Annotated in this window: 10 protein-coding genes; 2 read left to right on the forward strand and 8 right to left on the reverse strand. The window is 65.6% G+C overall.

Annotated elements, in window-relative coordinates:
• Window positions 1-32 precede the first annotated feature (32 nt).
• Window positions 33-986, forward strand: coding sequence for a GlxA family transcriptional regulator (locus M2S36_RS17995; RefSeq protein WP_241106765.1), 954 nt, complete (start codon window positions 33-35; stop codon window positions 984-986).
• 49 nt (window positions 987-1035) lie between these two features.
• Here M2S36_RS17995 and M2S36_RS18000 read toward each other — a convergent pair whose 3' ends face one another.
• From M2S36_RS18000 to M2S36_RS18010, 3 genes are all read right to left on the reverse strand, one after another.
• On the reverse strand, window positions 1036-2640 hold the full coding sequence (locus tag M2S36_RS18000) for a hypothetical protein (protein ID WP_333957535.1): 1605 nt from the start codon (window positions 2638-2640) through the stop codon (window positions 1036-1038).
• Between the two features lie 70 nt (window positions 2641-2710).
• The gene (locus M2S36_RS18005; RefSeq protein ID WP_207832073.1) at window positions 2711-4447 is read right to left on the reverse strand and encodes a hypothetical protein; all 1737 of its coding nucleotides are present in this window, start codon (window positions 4445-4447) and stop codon (window positions 2711-2713) included.
• Window positions 4444-6270, reverse strand: coding sequence for a tyrosinase family protein (locus M2S36_RS18010; protein WP_207832068.1), 1827 nt, complete (start codon window positions 6268-6270; stop codon window positions 4444-4446). The genes M2S36_RS18005 and M2S36_RS18010 overlap by 4 nt, the downstream gene beginning before the upstream one ends.
• A gap of 159 nt (window positions 6271-6429) precedes the next feature.
• Between M2S36_RS18010 and M2S36_RS18015 the strand changes: the two genes are divergently transcribed.
• Window positions 6430-6909 (forward strand): Lrp/AsnC family transcriptional regulator, encoded by a 480-nt coding sequence (locus tag M2S36_RS18015; RefSeq protein WP_207832066.1) that lies wholly within the window; start codon window positions 6430-6432, stop codon window positions 6907-6909.
• Window positions 6910-7146: 237 nt separating this feature from the next.
• Here the strand turns inward: M2S36_RS18015 and M2S36_RS18020 are convergent, their stop codons facing one another.
• Genes M2S36_RS18020 through M2S36_RS18040 form a run of 5 tightly spaced genes read right to left on the reverse strand, consistent with a single transcriptional unit; the run spans window position 7147 to window position 19586 of the window.
• The gene (locus tag M2S36_RS18020; protein ID WP_241106768.1) at window positions 7147-8979 is read right to left on the reverse strand and encodes a hypothetical protein; all 1833 of its coding nucleotides are present in this window, start codon (window positions 8977-8979) and stop codon (window positions 7147-7149) included.
• 5 nt (window positions 8980-8984) lie between these two features.
• Window positions 8985-12695 carry a hypothetical protein gene (locus M2S36_RS18025; RefSeq protein WP_333957537.1) on the reverse strand — a complete coding sequence of 1237 codons (3711 nt, stop codon included), beginning with the start codon at window positions 12693-12695 and terminating at the stop codon, window positions 8985-8987.
• Window positions 12692-13549 carry a hypothetical protein gene (locus tag M2S36_RS18030; protein WP_241106770.1) on the reverse strand — a complete coding sequence of 286 codons (858 nt, stop codon included), beginning with the start codon at window positions 13547-13549 and terminating at the stop codon, window positions 12692-12694. Before M2S36_RS18030 ends, M2S36_RS18025 begins: the two co-directional genes overlap by 4 nt.
• Window positions 13546-15051, reverse strand: coding sequence for a hypothetical protein (locus tag M2S36_RS18035; RefSeq protein ID WP_333957538.1), 1506 nt, complete (start codon window positions 15049-15051; stop codon window positions 13546-13548). The genes M2S36_RS18030 and M2S36_RS18035 overlap by 4 nt, the downstream gene beginning before the upstream one ends.
• On the reverse strand, window positions 15048-19586 hold the full coding sequence (locus M2S36_RS18040) for a DUF6603 domain-containing protein (protein WP_333957539.1): 4539 nt from the start codon (window positions 19584-19586) through the stop codon (window positions 15048-15050). The genes M2S36_RS18035 and M2S36_RS18040 overlap by 4 nt, the downstream gene beginning before the upstream one ends.
• Between the last annotated feature and the right edge of the window lie 22 nt (window positions 19587-19608).

The raw sequence follows: 19608 nt of genomic DNA on the forward strand, positions 1-19608 counted from the left end.
TTTTCAGGACATCGAATCATGGAGCTGCAACCATGCACCGGGTCGGCTATCTCATAACCGAAGGTTTCCAGATCATGTCGCTGGCAACGCAGGCTGTGTTCGAGTTCGCGAACATTGCCGCGGGCGAAACGGTTTACAGGATCCAGAATTTTTCCGTCGGGGGCGGCACGGTGCGTTCTTCCCTGGGCATGTACATGGACACGCTGCCGTTGGGGGCGCCTGGTTTGGCGGATACCTGGATGATCACGGGTACTCTGACCCCGCTGACTCCGCCAGGCGATGAAGTGCTGGCCAGCGTTCGAGGCTTTGTCGACGGCGCCCGCCGCATCGCAGGCCTGTGTACCGGCTGTTTCGTGCTGGCCCAGGCCGGCGTGCTGGATAACCGGCGGGCCACGACACACTGGGCTTATGCGAAAAAGCTGCGTGAACTGCACCCGAAGATTGAGGTGGAAGAAGACCGAATCTTCATTGTGGATGGCCAGATCTGGACGTCCGCCGGAATGACCGCCGCCCTGGACATGGCGCTGGGTATGGTGGAGAAAGATCTGGGAACCGAGTTGGCCAGGTCAGTGGCACGAAAGCTGGTGATGCATCAGCGCCGCTCCGGTGGGCAATCGCAGCATTCCGAGCTGCTGACGCTTGCGCCGAAGTCTGATCGGATTCAGAACGCCTTGGATTACGCCCGCAAGCATTTGAATCGCCCATTGAGTGTCGAGGAGCTCGCAGAGTCCGTGCATCTGAGCCCCCGGCAATTTACCCGTGTATTCACTGCCGAGACAGGTCAGTCGCCCGCCAAGGCTGTGGAGAGCCTGCGTCTTGAGGCTGCCCGTTTGATGATCGAGCAGAGCCGTCACAGCCTGGATGTGGTAGCGAAGGAAACCGGCTTCAGGGACCGCCGGCATATGCGTGAGGTGTTCATTCGTGGCTTTGGTGTCCCGCCTCAAGCCGTACGAAGAGATGCCCGGCGGGTGGTATCGGCCGGATAGGGCTGACAAGGCCCTGTTCGGGGCGATCGGTGATCGCCCCTTTTGCGGTTCAGGGGCGGTCCTTGAGGGTTTCGAAGGCTTTGACGCTTTTGATCAGGCTTTTGGTGCTGGCAGAACCGGCACTGTTGAACAGGAAAGAGAAGTCCGAGGCCAACGAAGGGCTGCCGGCAATCGTCGCGTACTGATGGCACTGGTTGCAGTCATCACCCTGTACGTAAGTCTCCATGGTGGTGTTGGCCACCGGCACGTTGCCCTGGCTGATGAATGGCCCGTACGACAGCGGCACTTGCGCGTTGGCGCCCGGTTCCGGGCTGGGCGGATTGGGGGCGAGGGTCCAGAGTACGTTGATCAGCTTGTAGTACTGGAACACCGACTGGCCTTGGCTGTGCTGCGCGAAGTTGGCTTGCACCGCGCTGTTGAGGGCCTGCAGGTCGCTGGGTATGGGGTGTTCGCGGGTGGTCTGTACCGGCTGGTCGCGTGGGAAGAGATCGGTGCATTGCTTATCGGGATGGTGTTGCTTGCACTGGATACGGGCTTGGTTCGGTGTGCACTCGGGGCCACTGCCACAGTCAGGGTTGTTGAAGGCAAAACCGTTCGGTGGGGTTTGTTGCGGCGGGGCCTGGGCCGGTTCGGGCACGTTGTCGACCTGCTCGAAAGTGGTCCAGATGAAGTTGGGCGAAGCCTGGGTCTTGTTGATGATATGCAGGCCCACCAGCCCCACCACTTCCTGGGTGCAGTTCAGGGTATCGGGGCGTTTGAGCCAGGCGACGGTGGTCAGGTAGCGCCCGAACAGTTCGGGTTTGCCGGTCAGCACCCGCCAGGCGGCCTTGAGCTCGATCGCGCCCAGCTGCTCCTGCGGGACAGGGGACGGAGGCAGCGAGCGCATCGGTTCGCCGATTGGCAGCGACAGCCCCTCCGGTGTCTTGCCGTCCTGGTTTTGCGCCACCTTCAACTGGTTGGCGGCGTCGTAGAGCCCCTTGTCGACGATGTAGTCGAACTCGGCCTTGCCTACCTTGCGCTCAAAAAACACCAGGTTGCCAGACTGGTCCGTCAACCAGCCGCCGGACGCTTCCATGACTGGGTCGGGAATGGACGCGAGTGTTCCGGTAGACAGGTGGAATCGGTGCAAGGCATTGATCGCGCCTTCGGAGGTGGCGTTCATGAACTTGCGTGCGCCTACCTTGAGTGACTTGAGGCTACCCTGAGTGCTGCAACCGGACGGCACCAGGGTTTGTACGCCCCAGCCAGTGGGCGTGGGCGCGCCGGGCAGGAAGATGTCATTGGCGTCCTTGTAGCTGGCCCATACCGGGGCCACGCTCATGGGTTGGCCCGGTGCGGAGGGGACACCGAACTGCGCCAGCGTGCTGTTCATGTCGGGTTCGCCCGCCAGGCTGGCGGTGGCCGGCCAGCCGGGGTTCACCGGCCAGTTCAAGGCAATGAACAGCTGCCAGCCAAAGCAGTTCATGAACGCCTGGCTGGTGGCATTGAAGTTGTTGACCGGCAGGAATCCCCCGCTGGCCGGGTTGAACACCAACTGCTGCTGCACACAGACGTCGGCATCCGACAGCGTGGCTGCCGTGGCGGGTTGCGGGGTCGACAGGCACAGTAAAATGCCGCACAGCAGCGACAGAAGACTCAAGCGTGACCTGGACATCATTGCGCTCCTTGCAAGCTGTGAAGCCGCACCCGAAGGTGCGGCGGTAGAGAGGCGAGACTGGCGTGGTTCAGGCGCCAGGCACCAGCGCCAGGCCGGATTCCCAAGGGTGGTCTGCCGCGCTCACGTTCACGTCTTCATCCGGATTGAGCGCACGCACCGTCACCAGGCCGGGGGCTGCGGTGGGGCTGACCGTGATGGTCAGGATGTAGGCCTGTGTGCCGCCGGCGTTGGTCTGGCCGGGAATGGCCGACGCGTCGGGCAGGTACTGGGTGACCTGCGCGGTAACCCCGGGGTTGGAGAATTGCACCCTGGCATTCTGCGCCGTGGTGGTCTTGTCGGCGCCTTGCACCACCAGCACGAACTGATTGCTGCTGCCCGGTGCAAGCCAGGCGGGCAGGTCGGTGGGGGAGTTCCCGTAGAACAGGTCCAGCGGCAGCAGTTGCACCGGCCAGGGTTGCAGGCCGGCCACCCGGTCCTGCACGCATGGGAAGGATTGAGGTGTGACGCTGAGCGGTTTGACGGTGACGCTCAGGCCCACCAACAGTTGTTGGGCGATGACCCACACATAGTTGACCTTCTGGTTGTTGATGGTGATGTCATTGATCGAGAAGCCGGCGCTTTCCGGCACCTCGAACACCGCCTGCAGGATCTGGTCGGAGCCGTTGGCGGCCGACTTGGCCGTACCGCGGGTGATGCGCCAGTACTGGCTCACGTCCTGGCCTTGCGGGCCCTTCCAGGCGCTGAAGTCGGTGGGTTGTTGCAAGTACAGGCCAATAGGGTTGGTCAGCGACAGTCGGTTGTTGACCGCCGTGGTATTGGCCATGAAGCCGATGTGCGGGTCGGAGTTGCGATAGTTCTGCCCGTACTGCGCGCAGCAGATCAGCGACTGGGCATTCTGGCTGCTGCTCACCGGGCGCAGGATGGTGGCGGCGGCGGCCAGGTACACCTCGGCACTGAGGGTATTGGGGCCGGATGTCAGGTGCATCGCTCCGCCGTACTGGCCGGGCACACAGGCGGTTCCGGCGTTCCATTTGTTGACGGTGTCATAGGCCGGCTTGCCGGTGGTGGGGTCCATGACCGGATCGCCGGCCTTGCCGGTCGGGCAGTCTTCGGCATAGCGCAGGTACAGGTCTTCGAGCTGCACGCTCGGGTCGATGTACTCGCGGTACAGGCCCAGGACCGCGTTCGGGTCGATGCGCCACATGGCCAGGAAGTACGCGGGGTTTTCACAGGTGAAGGTGATCTTGCGCATGTTGCCGTTGGCATCGCGCACGATCGACCACTCGCAGTACTCATCGAGCCAGCCCCGTGGGCCGGAAGGCGTGAAATCCTTGTACGTGCCATTCCAGGCGATGCTGGGGCAGCGCTTGACCGGCAGTTGCAGCACAGTGCCCTTTTTGTTCGGGTCGTAAAGCGTGTAGAGGGTGTTGTCGAGGGTGATCTGGCCGTGGTCGGCCAATTCCATCACCTGGTCCAGGGTCATGGCCTTGCCGCCCAACTGGGGAATGACCGCCGCGCCGTTGTTGTAGAAGAACGTCCACAGGCGGTTGGGGAAGGGCGCCCAGGTGATCGCGGGCGGGGTCACGTCGCCGAAGCCCTCTACGAGCGGGTTGTAGTAGCCCGAGCGGGGAGCGTCGTTCAGGCCCGACCAAGGGTTGCCGATGATGGACGATTGGGTCCAGCCGGTGAGGTTGTTGTTCCAGTCGGTTTCAAACTGCGGCAACTGGTCTTCAAGGCCCAGCTTGTTGTAGTCCTTGGGGGCTTGTCCGGCGGGAGAGGTGAACTGCTTGAAGGGCGTGCTCATGTCGGTTCTCCTGGTGTGCGTGAGGTGGAAGCAGAGCAGCAGCCGGCGACCGGGGGCGGGCCGGCGAGGGTCTGGCGCGGGTCGTCCCACACCAGTTGGGCGATGAAACCGGGCAGGGTCGTGTATTCGTCAGGCGTCAGCACGCGGCCACTGTCGAGGTGGGTCACCACCAGCGACAACTGCACCGCATCGCCGCGGCCAAGGCCCAACGCAGCAGCGTTGCGGGCTGCATTCAGTGCGCGCGACACGCCATGGGTGATGCATCGGCCCTTGTCGTCCACCAGCCCCATGCCGATACGGCTGAAGCGCCCCACGTAATGCGGGTTGTCGGCGCTGACGTGCTGTGCAGTGGCGTCGGGCTGGTCGAGAAAGACGTCGATCAGATAGGTGTCGTGGGTGCAACGTACGTGATCGAACACCACCCACGGCCCGGGCCCTGCGGCATTTTCCGCGGCGCTGGCGGCCATTGCGCTGTGCTTGCAGCAACGGTTGGTAGCCGCCTTGGGCGCGCCAAATTGTGGGGCCACCGGCGCACCATAGTCGTAGCCGATGTGCCGGCTGTCCTGGGCCATGTCGCCGAGGGTGGTGTAGCGCCAGGCGTCGGCGCTGGTGAAGGTGACCTGCGCGGCGTCGCGGCCGGAGAAGGGCTGGAGCAAGCACTGTGTGGTGAATTGCGCCCCGGGGTTGGCCCTGATCCAGACCTCGAGCATGCGGTCGATGTTGGCGTGATAGGAGCAGAAGACCGGGTCGAAGGCGGTGTAGGCGTTGTCGGCCATGTCGCCACCGATCCAGCCGTGATAGTTGTCGTGGGGTTGCTCGTACAGTCCGTCGAAGTTAAGCGCACGATTGGGGTACAGGCTGTCTTGCTGAGGTGGGTCGAACACCGGAATGTTGGCCCACGGGTAACCGGGCACACCCTGTGGTTGGCTGAAGGTGGTGAACTTCAGGGCATCCACCACCTGTTGCTGGAAAATCCGGCTCATGCCGTACAAGCGGGTGCGCTCCGGGCGCGAGTCGTCACCATGGGTGTAGAACAACCGGTCGCGCTGTACATAGCGGCAGTCCACCCCGTTGACCGCGCCGCCGGCGCACACTTTGGAACAACCATCCTTGGCGGCCGCGTAGCGCAGGGGATTGGGCCGGGTTTCGCCAGTGTGCGGGTGCACATAGGTTTCATCGAGGAACGCCTGGGGCAGGCCGGCCTGCGGGCTGCCGTCGACACTGGCATCTTCGGCCATCCAGTCCCAGTAGGGGATGGCGCAGTCGATCAGTTGTTCCAGGTACAACAGGTATGCCCGGTGCCACAGGGCAAACGCCTCCTGATAATGCAGGCACCAGTTGGTGTGGATATAGGCGTAACGTTGCCAGGGTGAACCGCTGTCGGGGTCGCCCACCTGCATCACGTCGTCCAGGCGGGCGCGGTACAGGTTCAGCTCCTCAAGGCTGAGGGCACGGATGTCCTTTCTCACCCGCTTGACCGGTTGTGGCAGGTCCGGTGGCGGAATGCGTTCGGCCAGATCGAAGGGAGAGCTGGCGTCCAGGCGCCAGCCCTGGTTGACCCACAACCTGAAGGTTTCCAGCGCGTCGATCGGCCAGAACTGCTGCTGGTCGAGGGTCAGCGGCATGTTGCGCGAGGCCAGGTGCTGGTAGATGGTTTCTGACCAGGCTTTGACCGAGTCGGGGTCGTCCAGGTAGACGAAATAGGCGTTCATGCACCCGGTCCAGGAGGCCGCCACGGCCGCACGCTGCGCGGCGGGAATCCAGTAAGGCGCGGTAAAAAGGCCGTGGATGTCCGCGGCCCATGTCGGTTTCGCGATGATCATAAGGTCCCTCTCATGCGCCCCGCAGGCCATATCTGGCCGGGCTGCTAAGCTCAGTTGATGGTAAAGGGATGGCACGCAGGGAATCGTGCAAATTGGCCCGTCCTTGCGGCGGATTCATTGCAGTTTTTCAAGGAAGACACGTGAAAAATGACAGACGCCATGGATCTGAAAATTCTGGGAAAGCTGCAAAAGGATTGCAGCCAGAATCTGGAGTTGCTGAGCGACAGCGTCGGGCTGTCTTCCACCAGTTGCTACCGGCGCATCAGGCGCCTGGAGAGCGCAGGTATCATCAAGGCCAAGGTCGCGATACTGGACGAGCGCAAGCTGGGCATTCAGGTGACCGCCTTCTTCCTGGTCAAGCTGGACCGCGACAGCAACGACATCGACCGCAAGATGCAGCACATCCTGGCCAGCCACCCGGAGATTCAGGACTGCTACCTGATGACGGGCGAGTTCGATTTCGTGATGGTTGCCAAGTTTCGCGATGCCACCGAGTACACCGACTATATCTACCGGTTTCTCGACACCTACCGGGATATTCCGATTCGCACGTACTCTTCCACACTGGTGGTGCGTACGGTTAAGAAGTCCTATGAGTTGCCGCTGGAAGGGGGGCTGCACCGGGCTGTCGATGCCTGACCAAGGAAGCCAGTGCGGTGCATGGTACCCCAAGCACCCGCGCAGGCCGGAACCAGCTTGCCCAATGGTGCTGGACGCCGCACCCAGAGCCCTGAGGTGCCGCCGTACCCTATCGTGGTGCGGCTGCATTGCAGGTTCCAGCTCGGCCGCATCGATGATGCCCTTTGCCTTGGTGGGTTATCTACTTGTTGGATGCCCACTAGCGTATTGACCGAGTTGGTCGACCATGGTGGCAGATCACTTCGTCGTCACCGCACTGAACACCGGTACATTCTGCCCTGCGGCGTTCTGCACCAGCATCGCCAGTGGCTGCAGGCCATTGGCGTCAGCGCTGCCACTGCGCGCGGTCAGGGTCAGGTTGCCGAAGGCACAGCTCAGGGTAGCGGTGCTGCTACCGTCGTTGAAGACCAGTTTGATGTTCAGCTCGCTGGTGCTCCAGGTGAAGCCCTGCCTGGCCAGGGTCAGGGTCGCCAGGTCGTCGCTGCGGATCAGGGTCCAGGTGCCGGTGGAGGCTCCACGGTCGAACGCGAGCACGTTCCTGATCAGCGGCCCGTTCGTGCCGCCACTGACCTGGCTGGTGGAGACGAAGGTCTGTATGTACCCGGGAGTGCTGTACACGGTCTGTGACTGCGAGGTCATCTGGTCCTGGAACCCGGTGATCAGCAATATCACGTCGCCCGCACTGTTCAAACCGATGGTCTGTGGCGACTGGCCCGGCGTGCCATTGAGCTGCTGGGTCTTGACGTTGCTCGCCTGCCATTTGCCGGTGACCTGTACGTTGGGGTTGGCGCCTTCGAATGCAGCAACCCGCGGGCTCACCGAGAAGCTATTGATCACCGGTGCATTGGCGATGACGCTGACAGTCTGCTGGGCATTGGGCACCTTGTTGCCGTTGAAGTCGTAGCCGTCGAGGGTGTAAGTCACGGTGTCGTCCGGCTGCGGGTCCGGCTCCCAGGCGCTGGCGTTGGCCGGCACCACGACCTGGTAGGGCGTGTTGTCCTGGCTCCAGCTGATGGTGCGCTTGGACAGGGCGAAGGTTTGCCAGTTCAGCTGCACCGGCGTGCCCTGCCTGATCACGCTGGCGTTGAGGGTCATGAAGCGCAGGATGCCCGGGGTCGGCGCCTGCTTGACCAGCGCCACGGTCTGGTAGCCGTCCTGGTAGCCGGGAATGTTGCTCCATTGCAGGTAGGCCAGGGTGGTGCCGGCCTTGAGCTGGGTGACGATGTTGCCCAGCATGAATTCGAAGCTGGCCTGTTCGCCGGTGCCGAGGATCTGCTTGTTGGTCAGCTGGTCCGGTGTCAGGGTCCAGCTCGGTGAGCCCTGGGTACTGGGCGCGATGGACCAGCGGTTGCCGTAGTCCTGCACGGTCTGGCGGGTGAAGCTGGCGGCCCGCTCCGCCGAGGTGAGGGCGCCGAAACCGTCGCCTTTGTCGGCATAGACGAAGGACAGGGTGAAGCTCGGCGCCTGGGGGCCCCAGGGCACGTCCTCCGGCACGATGGGCGTGTCCGGCGATGGGTTGCTCAGGCGGAACACCAGCGAGCAGGTCATTGGCGAATCGGCCTTCTCGGTGATGTAGATGACGTTGCCGCCATTCAGGGCGAAAACCAGGTTCAGCGGCAGCAGCTTGCCCGGATCGTTCTGCGCCATCACCGGCAATTGCACCGAGTCGCCGTCGCCGAACCAGCAATCGACGGTCACCTGGCGCGGGCCGGGCTGGCCGTTGATGTTGACCCCGTCCAGGGTCACGGTCAGTTTCGCCTTGTCCTTGAAGGTACTGTTCTCTGCCTGGGCCAGGCACCACACCGGCCCCTGCGGGGTGTTCTGGAACTGCGGGGTCCAGCCTGGGCAACTGATCTGCACCGTGGCCGGGTCGCTGACCAGGCTGCCGAGGAACAGGTACAGCAGGCTGGTGTTGCTGTCAGCCTCGGTCTCCAGCACCGGTGGGCTGCCGACCAGCTCCAGGTCGGCGCCGCTAGCGTTGGTCAGGGTCAAAGTCAGGGTCTGCGCCTGGTTCAGGTAAGCCACGGGCTTGCCGTCCTTGTTGGCGATGCTGTACTCGATGGCACTCATCCGGGTCACTCCCTACCGTTGTCGCGGACCAGCCGCAGCCAGCCTTCTTCGATGCGTTGCGGGGACGCCAGGGTCGCGGTGGGCACCGCCGAGCCGGGCGCGAGGTTGCTCCAGCCGGTGGCGCCCGGGTTACGCGTCACCCATTCCCAGATGAACCCGTTTTCCTGCGGCACCGGTACTGGCATCACCGTGCCGGCGCCGACCATCGGCGTGGTCAGGAAGGTCACCGCGATCGCGTCCAGTGCGGGCTGCCACTGGGCGCGGGGGATGCAGATGGTCTTCACCGGGACGATGCCGGCGGTGGCGTTCACCGAGCCGTGAGGGTCGATGAGCAGGGTCAGGGCCAGGCCGTCGCCGCTGTCGGAGGCGGGTACGGGGCTCAGTGAGGTCTTGTTCACATCTACTGGCACCACGCCATTACCTCCGCTGGCCGCTGGCGAGTAGAAGGTGGTCCATTGGTCGGCGCTGCCGTCCTCTACGAAGTAGCCCACCAAGCCATCGTCATACACCCCGAGGTCGCCCAGGCGCACCGGGAATTTCACGTTGCCGATGCCGGCGCTGGGCCGCGGCTGGCCGGGGCTCAGGCCGACGCTGGCGGCGAAGGCCGGCCAGCTGTTGTCGGCGGCGGGCTGGCCTTGCAGTTCCAGGCGCAGGGCCGCACGGACCACCGCCAATGGCCGGCCGATCAGCACGCTCAGGCTCGGGTCGGCAGTCGGCGCGGCCGGGCCGCTGGCTCCGCTGGCCTGGTCGAGGGTGGCGAACAGGGCCTGGAGGAAGCCCAGGCCCTGCGGTTGGTTGTGGAGGGCACGGATGAAGTTGGCCAGGTACGGGTTGATCGAGGCCATTACCTGGTCGAACGGCCGGGACCAGTTGGCGCTACCTGGCGCACCCTGCCAGCGCGGGCCGAGGGTATTCAGCGAGCCGATCGGCAAGCCGTCGGCGTCATACACACTGAGGTTGTCGTCAAGGTGGTTGAAAAGCACCCAGCCGCAGATCGGCGCCGGCCCCTGGTCGGAACACTCGGCCTGGCCATCCTCGGCGCTGAGCCAGCGGAATTGCAGGCGCGCCGGCTGGGTCAGGCGCGGCGGCAGGACAATCTTGCCGTTGTCGACCACCTCGCCACCGGCCAGGCGCTGCTTGAGGCGCTGGGCGATGATCGGCGTCGGCTTCGGCAAATCCACCGCCTGGCCGTAAGCGTCCACCAGGCGCAGGCGGTTGATTCGCAGTTCGCCGCAGCGCAGCGGGTTGAAGCCGTTGTTCGGCGCCGGTGAGGCGACGTTGAAGCCGTCGATCGCCGGGGCCACCTGGGTGTTGGTGAAGTTGCGCACGATCAGCGACGGGCTCAGCGCGTCCACCACCGGCAGTTGCAGGGTCTGGCTACGCATCAGCAGGCCCTGGTTGAAGCCGGTCAGGCTCTGCGCCATGGCCTGCAGGTCGAGCTGGCCGAGGATGCCTTGCAGGACCTTGGCATTGGGGTCGTCCGGGTAGTTCTTGAGGTAGACCTCGATCTGCGATTGCAGGTTGAGTTCGGTGCGACCGGCCAGGGTCAGGGTGCCGGAATAGGTCTGGAAGGCAGGATCGGGTGTCAGCCCGGCGACGGCGTCGAAGTCCAGGCCGTCCGGATCAAGGGTGAAGGAGCCGGTCACCGCGTCGGCGGCATAGTCGACCCCGCTACCGGCCAGGCCGACGCGGTGGTAGGGGTAGAACAGCACTTCCCAGTTGAGGAAGGTCGGCAGCCAGGGTTGCGACCAGCTGCTCAGGCCCACCGGTGACGGTGCGTTGCCGACCAGGGCCACCGCCGCATTGGCGGCACCGCTGCGGGCGTCGGCCGCCAGCAGGTGCTGGTCCCGGGCGGCGCGCTGGGCGCTGGCGATCTGTTCTGCGAGGGTGTCGCTGTTGATCGCGGCCAGGCGCTGCGCGCCGTTGCCTTGGGTGAACTGCCGGGCCAGGTCCGGGGCGCGTAGCGGGTCGAGGGTCAGTGATTCGGCCAGTAGCGCGCCGAGTTCCGGCGGATAACTGGCGCCCGCCGGTGCGCTGGCCAGCGTCACATCCGGGGTGAACAGAGCGCCATGCACCCGCAGCCCGCTGACCAACTGGTTGCCGCTCCGGCAACCGAGCAGACCCTGGGCATGGAAGCGACCATCGCCGCCATGCCGTGCCGAGGCCTGGGTGGTGGGTCGTCCGGCCAGCAGGATCACCGGGTCGGCCGGCTGCCAGAAGCGCGCCGCCGAGGACGGTTTGATTTCCCAGCCGGTGCCGAGGGTCTTCTGCAGGGCAGCCAGGGCGCTGTCGATCCGGGTTTGCAGGGTAGCGATGCTGCCGCTGCTGGTCTTGCTGCCCGCCAGCGCGCTCACCGCCGACAGGTCGTAGTTCTTGATGAAGGCGCGGGCCTGGTCGGCGGTGAGCGCAGTCGGGTTTGCCTTGTTGAACTGCAGGAGCATGAACTTGGCCCAGTCGACGAACAGCTGCTGGCGCAGGGCATCAAGGTCGGCGCTCTGGCCGTCGAGGCTGCGCTGCAGGCGGTTGACCTGCTCCAACTGCTCCACGGCATCATCCGGCAACTGACCGTTGCCCGCGGACGGATCGGCGCCTGGCGCGGTGACCTGGCGTGCCAGCCACACAGTGCCGCCGGGGTAGGCGGCGAAGCCGGCCTGGTGCACCGCCTCGTCGGCCGCAGCGGCGCCACCGACCTTGCCCAGCTCGTGGAGTAGCCCCTGCTGGAAAACGTTGAGCAGGGTTTCCAGGTCGGCCACCTCGGGGTTGCGCGCCTGGATCAGCGCCGCCACCGCCTCGGCGGTGTTGTCGGCGATGACCACGTCGATGCCGTCGGCGCTCGGCGGGGTCAGCCAGGCTCGTTGCGGATCCCAGGTCAGGCCACTGAGCAGGCCGTTGCACACGGTGCGGTTGGGTACGTCGGGGCTACCGCTGAGCGCCCATTCCAGGGTCTGGGCGATATAGGCCTGGCGCGCCTCCACGGTGGTGGCGCTGGCCGGATAGACCAGGGCCGCCAGCGGGTCGCTGGCGCTGTTGGCGTACCAGCCCACCACCGAGTAGGACAGCAGCGTCTCGGCGGTGAAGGCCTTGGCGTCGTCATCGTCCAGCGGGTCCCAGAACGAGAACACGTTGGGGCAGTTCGGATACGCCGCGGCATAGGCCGGGGTGCCGTAGCCCACGGTGGTGTTACTGCTGGCATAGGTGCCGCCGTTGCGCCCGGCCCAGTCGGCCTGGCGGTAGACCCGCCCCTGGAACAGGAACGGCTGGCTGGCCCCGGTCAGGTCCGGGGTCACCGGCACTGCCCGCGAATAGATATTCTGCGGCAGGGTCTGGTCCTGCACCTGCTGCAACTGGTCGCTCTCGATCACCCAGGCGGTCTGCACCGTGCTGCCGTCGGCGTTGCCGCCGGCGAAACGGGTCACCAGCCACAGGTTCGGTGCCTGCAGGAAGGCCACCTTGCCACCGTCGGTACGGCCACGAGCGAGGCTGTCGGGCAGCGCCCAGTGCAGGTGGATACCGGGCTGCATGGCGTCCTGGCTGTCGACCGCGTCGAATGGCTTGGGCAACAGGTTCTGCGCCAGGTAGGGGCCCACCGCCTGGGTCGTCGGCATCAGGGCGAAGTTGCTGGCCACCGCGGCGAAACCATTGACCGCGCTGGCGTCTGGTTTGCCGATGACCAGGGCGGTGACATCGATGGGGACGATCAGACCGCTGTCGCTCATGCCGAAACCTCCTTGTCTTGATTGCTGAAGCGCACGGTCTGCACGCCCTCCACCAGCTCCAGGGCGAACTCCGCCGGGGTGAACGGACGCTGGGTACCGTCCGGGGCGAGGTTGGCGTTGCTGGTCACCAGCTGCGCCTGCAGGCTCTTCGCCAGGTCGGCGATCTTCAGCACGCGCTTGCCACCACCGGCGGCGCGATAGCCGACGGCGACGCTGGCGCCATCGATCTGGTCGCCGGGACGGGTGTTGGCCGGTGCAGTCTTGGGCACGGTGACATAGCGCAGCGACTTGCTCGCCTGGCCGATATCGACGCCGAAGTGCATGGCCTCGGACGGCTCGCCGATATCGACATGGCTGATCTGCCCGGTGGTCATGAACAGCAGCACGGTGGGCGCCAGCACCTGCTGGCGCAGCACGCCGTCGAGCAGCGTGCCGTTGGCGTCGTAGGCGCGCACCTCGATGCCCGGCCAGCCGCTGACCACGTTGGAGCGCAGGACGAAGCCGCTGACCGTGGTCGCTGGCGAAACCGCCGCGTACAGGCGCGCCACCAGCTCGGCGTCGATGGCGGCGTCGAAGGTGCAGGAGCGGCCGATGCTGGTGGCGCCTTCGAGCAGGGCATTGATCCAGTTCGGGTCGAGGACGAAGAAGCGGATCGACTCCGCCGGCAGCATGGCCTCGTCCGGCACCAGGTAGCCGAAGGGCAGGCCCTTGAGAGCAGCGAGGCTGCCCAGCCACTGGGTGAGCTCGCCGGGTACCGGGTCGCTGCTGTTGGCGCGCAGGAGGCCAGCCTGTGGCTCGGCGACCATGGCCTGCAGGTTGAGGAACTGACTGTTGCGCTGGGCGAGCCGGGTCATTCTGCGGTCTCCGACGAGCTGGAAGAGCGGGCGCACTGGGCGGCCAGGGATTCTGCGATCAGGCCGATGGCCAGGCCGCGCAGGCCGGGCTGGCTGGTAGGTGCGGCACTCAGTGCGCGCAACGCCGAGTTCGGCGTCACCGAGGCTCGCAGGCGCAGGTTGAGGACCTGGGTTTCGCTGTTTTGCGCCACCTTGCGCGCTTCGCTGCGTTTCCACGCATAGAGAGTGCTGGCGAACAGGGCGTTCTGCAGGGCCAGGCCACGGCCGATCTGCCAGGCAGCGGCGTAAGTGACGTCCATCAAGCCGCTGGCCGGGTCGAAGCGCACCGCCTGGTCGGCCACCACCAGTGGCGCGGCACCCGGTGGTGGGACGATGACTGGCGACGAGGAGAATGGCAGCAACGGGCCGCGATACCACGACACCGTGGTGTCGCCAAGGCGGGTCTGGTGGTTCATCGCCGTGTAGCCCATGGCGAAGGCGTTGCCAACGGCCTGCCCGGCGCTGCCGCTGGCGTTCGCCGGGGCGGGCAGCCGCAGCGGTGCGCAATCAACGCCTTCGAGGTAGCCGCTGAAGGTTTCCTGTGGGTCGAGGGAGGTAAACGACCAGCTTGCCAGCGACACCAGGCGTAGTTTGTCCGCCGTGCCGCCGGCGGCCAGGGTCAGCGCCGCGGCGGTTTCGCCGTCGCCGGTGGGCAGGTAGCGGGCCAGGCCTTCCAGGGAGACCAGGTGCACCACACATTTCTGGTTCGGTGCCGGCAGGCGGTTGCCCACCACCACCGAGAAGTTGCCTTCCTGCTCGTCGTCGTCCTGCGCCTGCTTCTGGGTCAGCACCACGCTGCGAGCGTGGGCCAGCCAGTCCAGTTCGTCGAGGGTCGGGGCGATGGCGGCGAACAGCTCGGCCGGCACGTCGATCACTTGGCAGGGGTCATACCACTGCTCGCCGGTGGCCAGGGTGAAGGTGGGGGCATTGCCGGCGGTGCCGAGCAGGGCGTAGCCGTCCGGGTAGCTGGCGGTGCTGGCCGGCAGGCTGCTGGGCGTCGACTTGCCAGCCTTGGCCGCCTCGGCGCTGTGCGGGAACGCCTGGCGCTGCAGGTCGCCGGCCAGCACCGATTGCAGTGGCGGCGCTTCGTCCAGTTCGAACAACAGCAGAGCCAGCCACGCGGCGTTGTCCGCCTCCAGCTCAGGCGAGCGCTCCCAGGGCAGGGTGCGACGCTTGAAGATCACGTGGGGCAGCACGTTCTGGTATTCGCCCTGGTTGTCCGGCGGCGGGAAGCGCGACACCAGCTCGCTGTCGTCGAGGCTGAAGCGCTCGCCACGCACGGCGAAATGCCGGGTGTTGACGAAGGCTTCGTCGAAGGCGGCATCGGCGGTGGCGTTCGGGTCGCTGTTCTGCAGGTGCTGGGTAACGGTGATGCTGTAGCTGCCGGCGGTCAGCGGCGGCAGCCAGTGGGCAACGAACTGTACGCTGCCGTCGCTCAACGGCGTGGAAGATGCCTTGATCATGAACGGACGGCTCCGGAAGAGGTGGTGGGTTGGGCGCCAAGCACCGAGAGCTGGGGCGCGCTGAGCAGGGTGTTGGCGGCGTTCTGTGCCAGCAGGTCGACATTGACCTGGGTGCTCACCGTGACCCCGGCTGCGGCCAGCTGGGCCAGGATCGCGCTGCGGGCGCTGGCCACGGTGGTATTGGTCAGGGCGCTGGTGAACTGGCCCATGGCGTTGGCCTGGTCATAGCCGGTGGCGGCGGGCACGGTGGGGGCGATCCAGGTCACCACGCGGCTGGCCTCGATTTCCTCGCGCAGCACGCTCAGCTGGATTGGCAGCGGGGTGACGTCGGGGTTGTCGGCCTTGGCCTTGATGCGCAGGCCGGTCATTGCGTTGGGAATGGCGCGCTGGGTCGTGTCGTTCAGGTTGCTCAGGCTTGGGTCGAGGGCGGCGTTGATGGACCAGGTCGCTGCCGGCAGGTTTTCCACCACGGCGCTGACGTCGACGCGGATGTCCTCGGCGCTCATCTCGCCGTCGAGCTTGCTGATCACCACGCTATGGCTGGACTCGAAGTAGTCGTTGTTGACTCCCACCGGGCCGACACCGAACGCCGTGTTGCTGGCCGTGATGTTCTGCGCGGCGCCGGACCCGGTGTAGCTGGCCTGCTTGCTCGGCAGGGCGCACCAGGTGGTCAGCTCGAAGCGTTCCGGGTCGAGTACCCAGTCCATGTCGTTGACGCCGGCGAGATCCTTGAGCAGGCCGTTGGCGACCCGCACCAGGCACACCGAGTCGGTCTGCTGCACCGGTGTGGCGGCGCTGAGGCTGGCCGGCAGGGCGGCGAGCAGCAGGGCCCGCGGTGCGGCCTTTGGCGCGCTGCCGCCACCGGGCAGGAACGAGCTCTTGAAGTCGCTCCACTGGATCGGCTTGACCTCGTTCCTGTTACTGTCGCCGAAGTTGATGGTGATGCTGATCACGTACAGGTCGGCGGTGGCGGTGCCGGCGAATTCCGGGCCCCACAGCTGGATCTGCACGCCGACATGGACGCTGACGGTGAACGAGGTGATGCCGATGTCGACCTTGTACGAGGCGCCGAGGCTGACGCCGATGTCGGCGGCGTAGTGGAACGGCTTCCAGCCCAGCAGGAAGTCCACCCAGGCTTTGAACCAGGCGCGCAGATCGCCGCTCTGCCACACCGCCTCCAGGCTGCCGCCGGCCATCACCGCCGAGGGCACCAAGGCGAAGTAGAGGCCGCCCTTGACCGTCAGCTCACGGGTGATGCTCCAGTTGAAGCCCAGCCGCGGTACGTCCGGGTACCAGTCCGGCTTGCTGAACGCCGGGTGGTAGCCGCCGAGGGAGACGACGAAGTCGCCGGCCTTGTAGCCGTAAGGGTTATCCGGGTTGTCCTTGGTCCAGGCGGCCACGGCGAAACCACCAGTGAGGTGGCAGTCGCGGGAAAGGATGAAGGAGTTGGCGGTCAGCTGCGCACCGAGGAACAGAGTGCCACGGTTGAAGTTGTAGGACGCCTTGAGCACCAGCTCGGCATAGCCGATCGGCGACGAGGTCTGCGGCGGCACCGACACCGAGGCCAGGCCGAGCAAGGCGATCTCGAACTCGTTGCCCAGCTTGCCGGCGGCAAGGATGAAGCCCTTGATCATCTGGAACGAAGCAACCCGAACGCCAAGGGCAAGGAAATAGTCGCCATAGGAAGGCGGCACGTACTCGTGCATCACCTTCAGCGCCTGCGAGGCGTCCTTGCCGGCGAACGGCGAACCGCCGTTGACCGCGGCGATCAGCGGCATCTGTTCGAGCTTGTCGAGGCCAGGGATGATCAGGTCGCGGTTGAAGCCGAAGCCTGCCGCCAGTGCATCCACCTGGAGGAAGGGCGGGCCGCCGATGGGGGCGGCAAGCACGGCGTAGGCGAACAATGACGGCGAGCCATCGAGGGAGGCGTAGGAGGCCATGGCCGAGAGCTGGAAACTCGGCACCTTGAGCATCAGCTGGCCGTCGTATTCGGTGACTTCGTTGCCCTTTGCATCCTCGGTGACCACCTTGAGCAGGCCGCCGTTGATGGTTACCGAGCCGTTGTCGTAGCCGATGAACAGGCCGTCGAGAGAGGCACCGTCGGGAATCGGCGGCAGCACCGGGCGGAAGGCGATGGCCGCGCCGATCAGGTCGATCTCGATGCCGCCCATGGCGAAACCGCCGTCGAGCATCAACCACACGCGCTGCTCGCGGTAGGCCACGCCGACCCGGCTGAGGCTGATCGGGCCGAAGCTCTTCTGCACATTGACCCACTTGCCCTGAGCCTTGGCGGTACCGGCAGGTACCGGCGCGGTGTTTTCGTTGGCCGCCACAAGCCGCGCCTGCTTCGGCTTCGATGGCTTGGCGAAGACCAGTTGCAGCGGCTTGGCCGGCTGGTCGCCGAGCATCAGGTTGGCCGACAACACCACCCGGCCCTCGACGCTGAGCGCCGGGACCTGCGGCTGGCCCTTGGGAATCACCGCATTGACTGCGTCGACCTGGTCCTTGTCGAATACTGCAGAGGCGATCACCAGCCCCATGCCGTCCAGGCCGACCTGCTGGATCGACGCCAGCTCGTTGCCGACCACCGGCAACTGCGAGATATCTGCTTCCACGGCGATGTCCACCACTGCCGCGTAGATCCGCCCCTGTTCGCTGGGCACGCAGACCAGGCTCACCGCGACCTTCTCGGTGCTGGCGGTAAGCACCAACTGCGACTTGTTGAAGTCGTAGGTGAACGAGGCCTGATTGAGCACGGGCAGCAGTTCTGCCGGCACCCCGGAGAGGTCGATGGCGAAGGTCTGGGCCAGGTCGACCAGGGCCAGGGTCTTGCCGGCGGTGGGCACCAGCTCGGCGCGCAGCATCTTGACCTTGCTGTCCTGGGTGAAGGTGACGGCGAAGGTGGCTGCACCGATCACCACCTTGCCGTTGAAGTGACCTTCCCAGGCGGTATTGGGTTTCGACAATTCGAGGTCGACGCTGAAATCCAGCTCTGTGCCGGCGATGGGGAAGCTGCCCTCGCAGGCGAAAGTGAATTTCGAGGTGCCGGTGTCGAGGCTGACCGCCAGGTTCTGCAGCTCCAGCTCGCTGATGGCGGCGGGGCAGCTCACGTTGAATTGCCGGGTAAGGTCGTTGATCAGCTTGCCGATGGCTAGCGGCTGGCCGTACGCGGTGCTGCCGGAGATCTTCCAGCCCTTGTCGTAGGCCGCTGCGACGGCAATATCGACGCCGGCCAGGGTCAGGTTGGCGTTCATCGAGCCAGTGGTGGCGTCACTGGTTTTGACAATGTTCACATCGACGTTGTTCAGTGCCAGCGGGCCGGCGCTGAACACCTCGGTCATGCTCAGGGCGAAGCTGTAGCTGCCTTCCGCCGGCACGGTGTCGAAGGCCAGCTTGGTCACCGTGGTATCGGGGAAGCCGCCGGCATCACCGAGGTACTGAATCAGCACGTTGCGGATCTTCACCGGGGTCATTGGCGACAGATTGCCGCCGAGTTGCAGTGGTGGCAGGCCGATGGACAGCAGCAGGTCGGCCGGGGCCTGGTTGAAGGTGAAGGGCAGGGTGGCGCTGACGCTGGCATTGAGCAACTGGCGCTGCTGCCAGTCAAAGGCGATCTCGACGCTGTCCAGCACCAGATTGGCCAGCGGTAGTTTGGCCACCGCGTCGCTCACCGCGGTGGCTGCGGCATCGCCTGCGATCAGCCCGGCAAGGGCGGCCAGGGCCGGCTGGCGGTTACCGTCGGCGCTGACCAGGATGGTCACCTGGCTGCTGCCATTGAGACTGACGGTCACTGTCCATGGCTGGCCGCCGATCTGCAGGCTGCCGCCTACCGTGCCGCTGAGGCGGGTGACGCTCTGGTCCATTTCGGTCTGGCTGGCGCTGGTCAGGGTCACCCAGGCGCCGGTAAGGCTGGGGCCGCCCTGGACCAGCGACCAGTCGCCGCTGACCCCAGTGGTGATTGCGCAGCGTGTGTCGTCATTGCCGCCATAACTGGCGACCACCTCGATCTGCTTGAACGGCATGTCGGCGAACAGCGGCAGGTCTACCGGCAGCCAGCCGCCGAAGCGGTTGGCGAAGGCAAAGTTGCCTACCGCCAGCAGCGGCAGGCGGCTGTCCGGCGGGGTCAGGTCGAGGACCAGGGCGTTGTTGTCGTCGAGGCTGCCGCTGAAGGTCAGGCTGCTCTGGCCGAGGGTCGCGCTGGCGACGCTGCTCAGGCTGGCGCTGATGGCCTGGCCCTGGGCGCTCTGGGTGAAGGTCAGGGTCAGCTGGCAGAGGCTGGGGTTGGCGCCGAGGCCGTTGAGCGTCCACTCGCCGCTGGGCGTGCCGCTGACGCTGAAACTGGCCGGCCAGGCGCTGCCGGGGTCGCTGATGCTGGCGCTGGCCAGGGTCACGTTGCAGGCACCGAACAGACTGTCCAGGGCGCTGATACCCGTGGTTCCAGCGCCCAGGGCAAGGTTGCCGGCGGTGTCGATCTTCTGCTTGAGCTGGGCCTGCAACTGGCTCAGGTCCTGCGTAACGGCATTCATGGCGGTCATAGGGTGGTGCCTCCAGGAAAGA

The organism is Pseudomonas sp. SF2 (assembly GCF_036858055.1).
Lineage (GTDB): Bacteria > Pseudomonadota > Gammaproteobacteria > Pseudomonadales > Pseudomonadaceae > Aquipseudomonas.

Excerpts from the sequence above, each read along its gene's own strand:
- M2S36_RS17995 (WP_241106765.1), top strand. The coding sequence starts at position 33 with ATGCACCGGGTCGGCTATCTCATAACCGAAGGTTTCCAGATCATGTCG.
- M2S36_RS18000 (WP_333957535.1), bottom strand. The coding sequence starts at position 2,640 with ATGTCCAGGTCACGCTTGAGTCTTCTGTCGCTGCTGTGCGGCATTTTA.
- M2S36_RS18005 (WP_207832073.1), bottom strand. The coding sequence starts at position 4,447 with ATGAGCACGCCCTTCAAGCAGTTCACCTCTCCCGCCGGACAAGCCCCC.
- M2S36_RS18010 (WP_207832068.1), bottom strand. The coding sequence starts at position 6,270 with ATGATCATCGCGAAACCGACATGGGCCGCGGACATCCACGGCCTTTTT.
- M2S36_RS18015 (WP_207832066.1), top strand. The coding sequence starts at position 6,430 with ATGGATCTGAAAATTCTGGGAAAGCTGCAAAAGGATTGCAGCCAGAAT.
- M2S36_RS18020 (WP_241106768.1), bottom strand. The coding sequence starts at position 8,979 with ATGAGTGCCATCGAGTACAGCATCGCCAACAAGGACGGCAAGCCCGTG.
- M2S36_RS18025 (WP_333957537.1), bottom strand. The coding sequence starts at position 12,695 with ATGAGCGACAGCGGTCTGATCGTCCCCATCGATGTCACCGCCCTGGTC.
- M2S36_RS18030 (WP_241106770.1), bottom strand. The coding sequence starts at position 13,549 with ATGACCCGGCTCGCCCAGCGCAACAGTCAGTTCCTCAACCTGCAGGCC.
- M2S36_RS18035 (WP_333957538.1), bottom strand. The coding sequence starts at position 15,051 with ATGATCAAGGCATCTTCCACGCCGTTGAGCGACGGCAGCGTACAGTTC.
- M2S36_RS18040 (WP_333957539.1), bottom strand. The coding sequence starts at position 19,586 with ATGACCGCCATGAATGCCGTTACGCAGGACCTGAGCCAGTTGCAGGCC.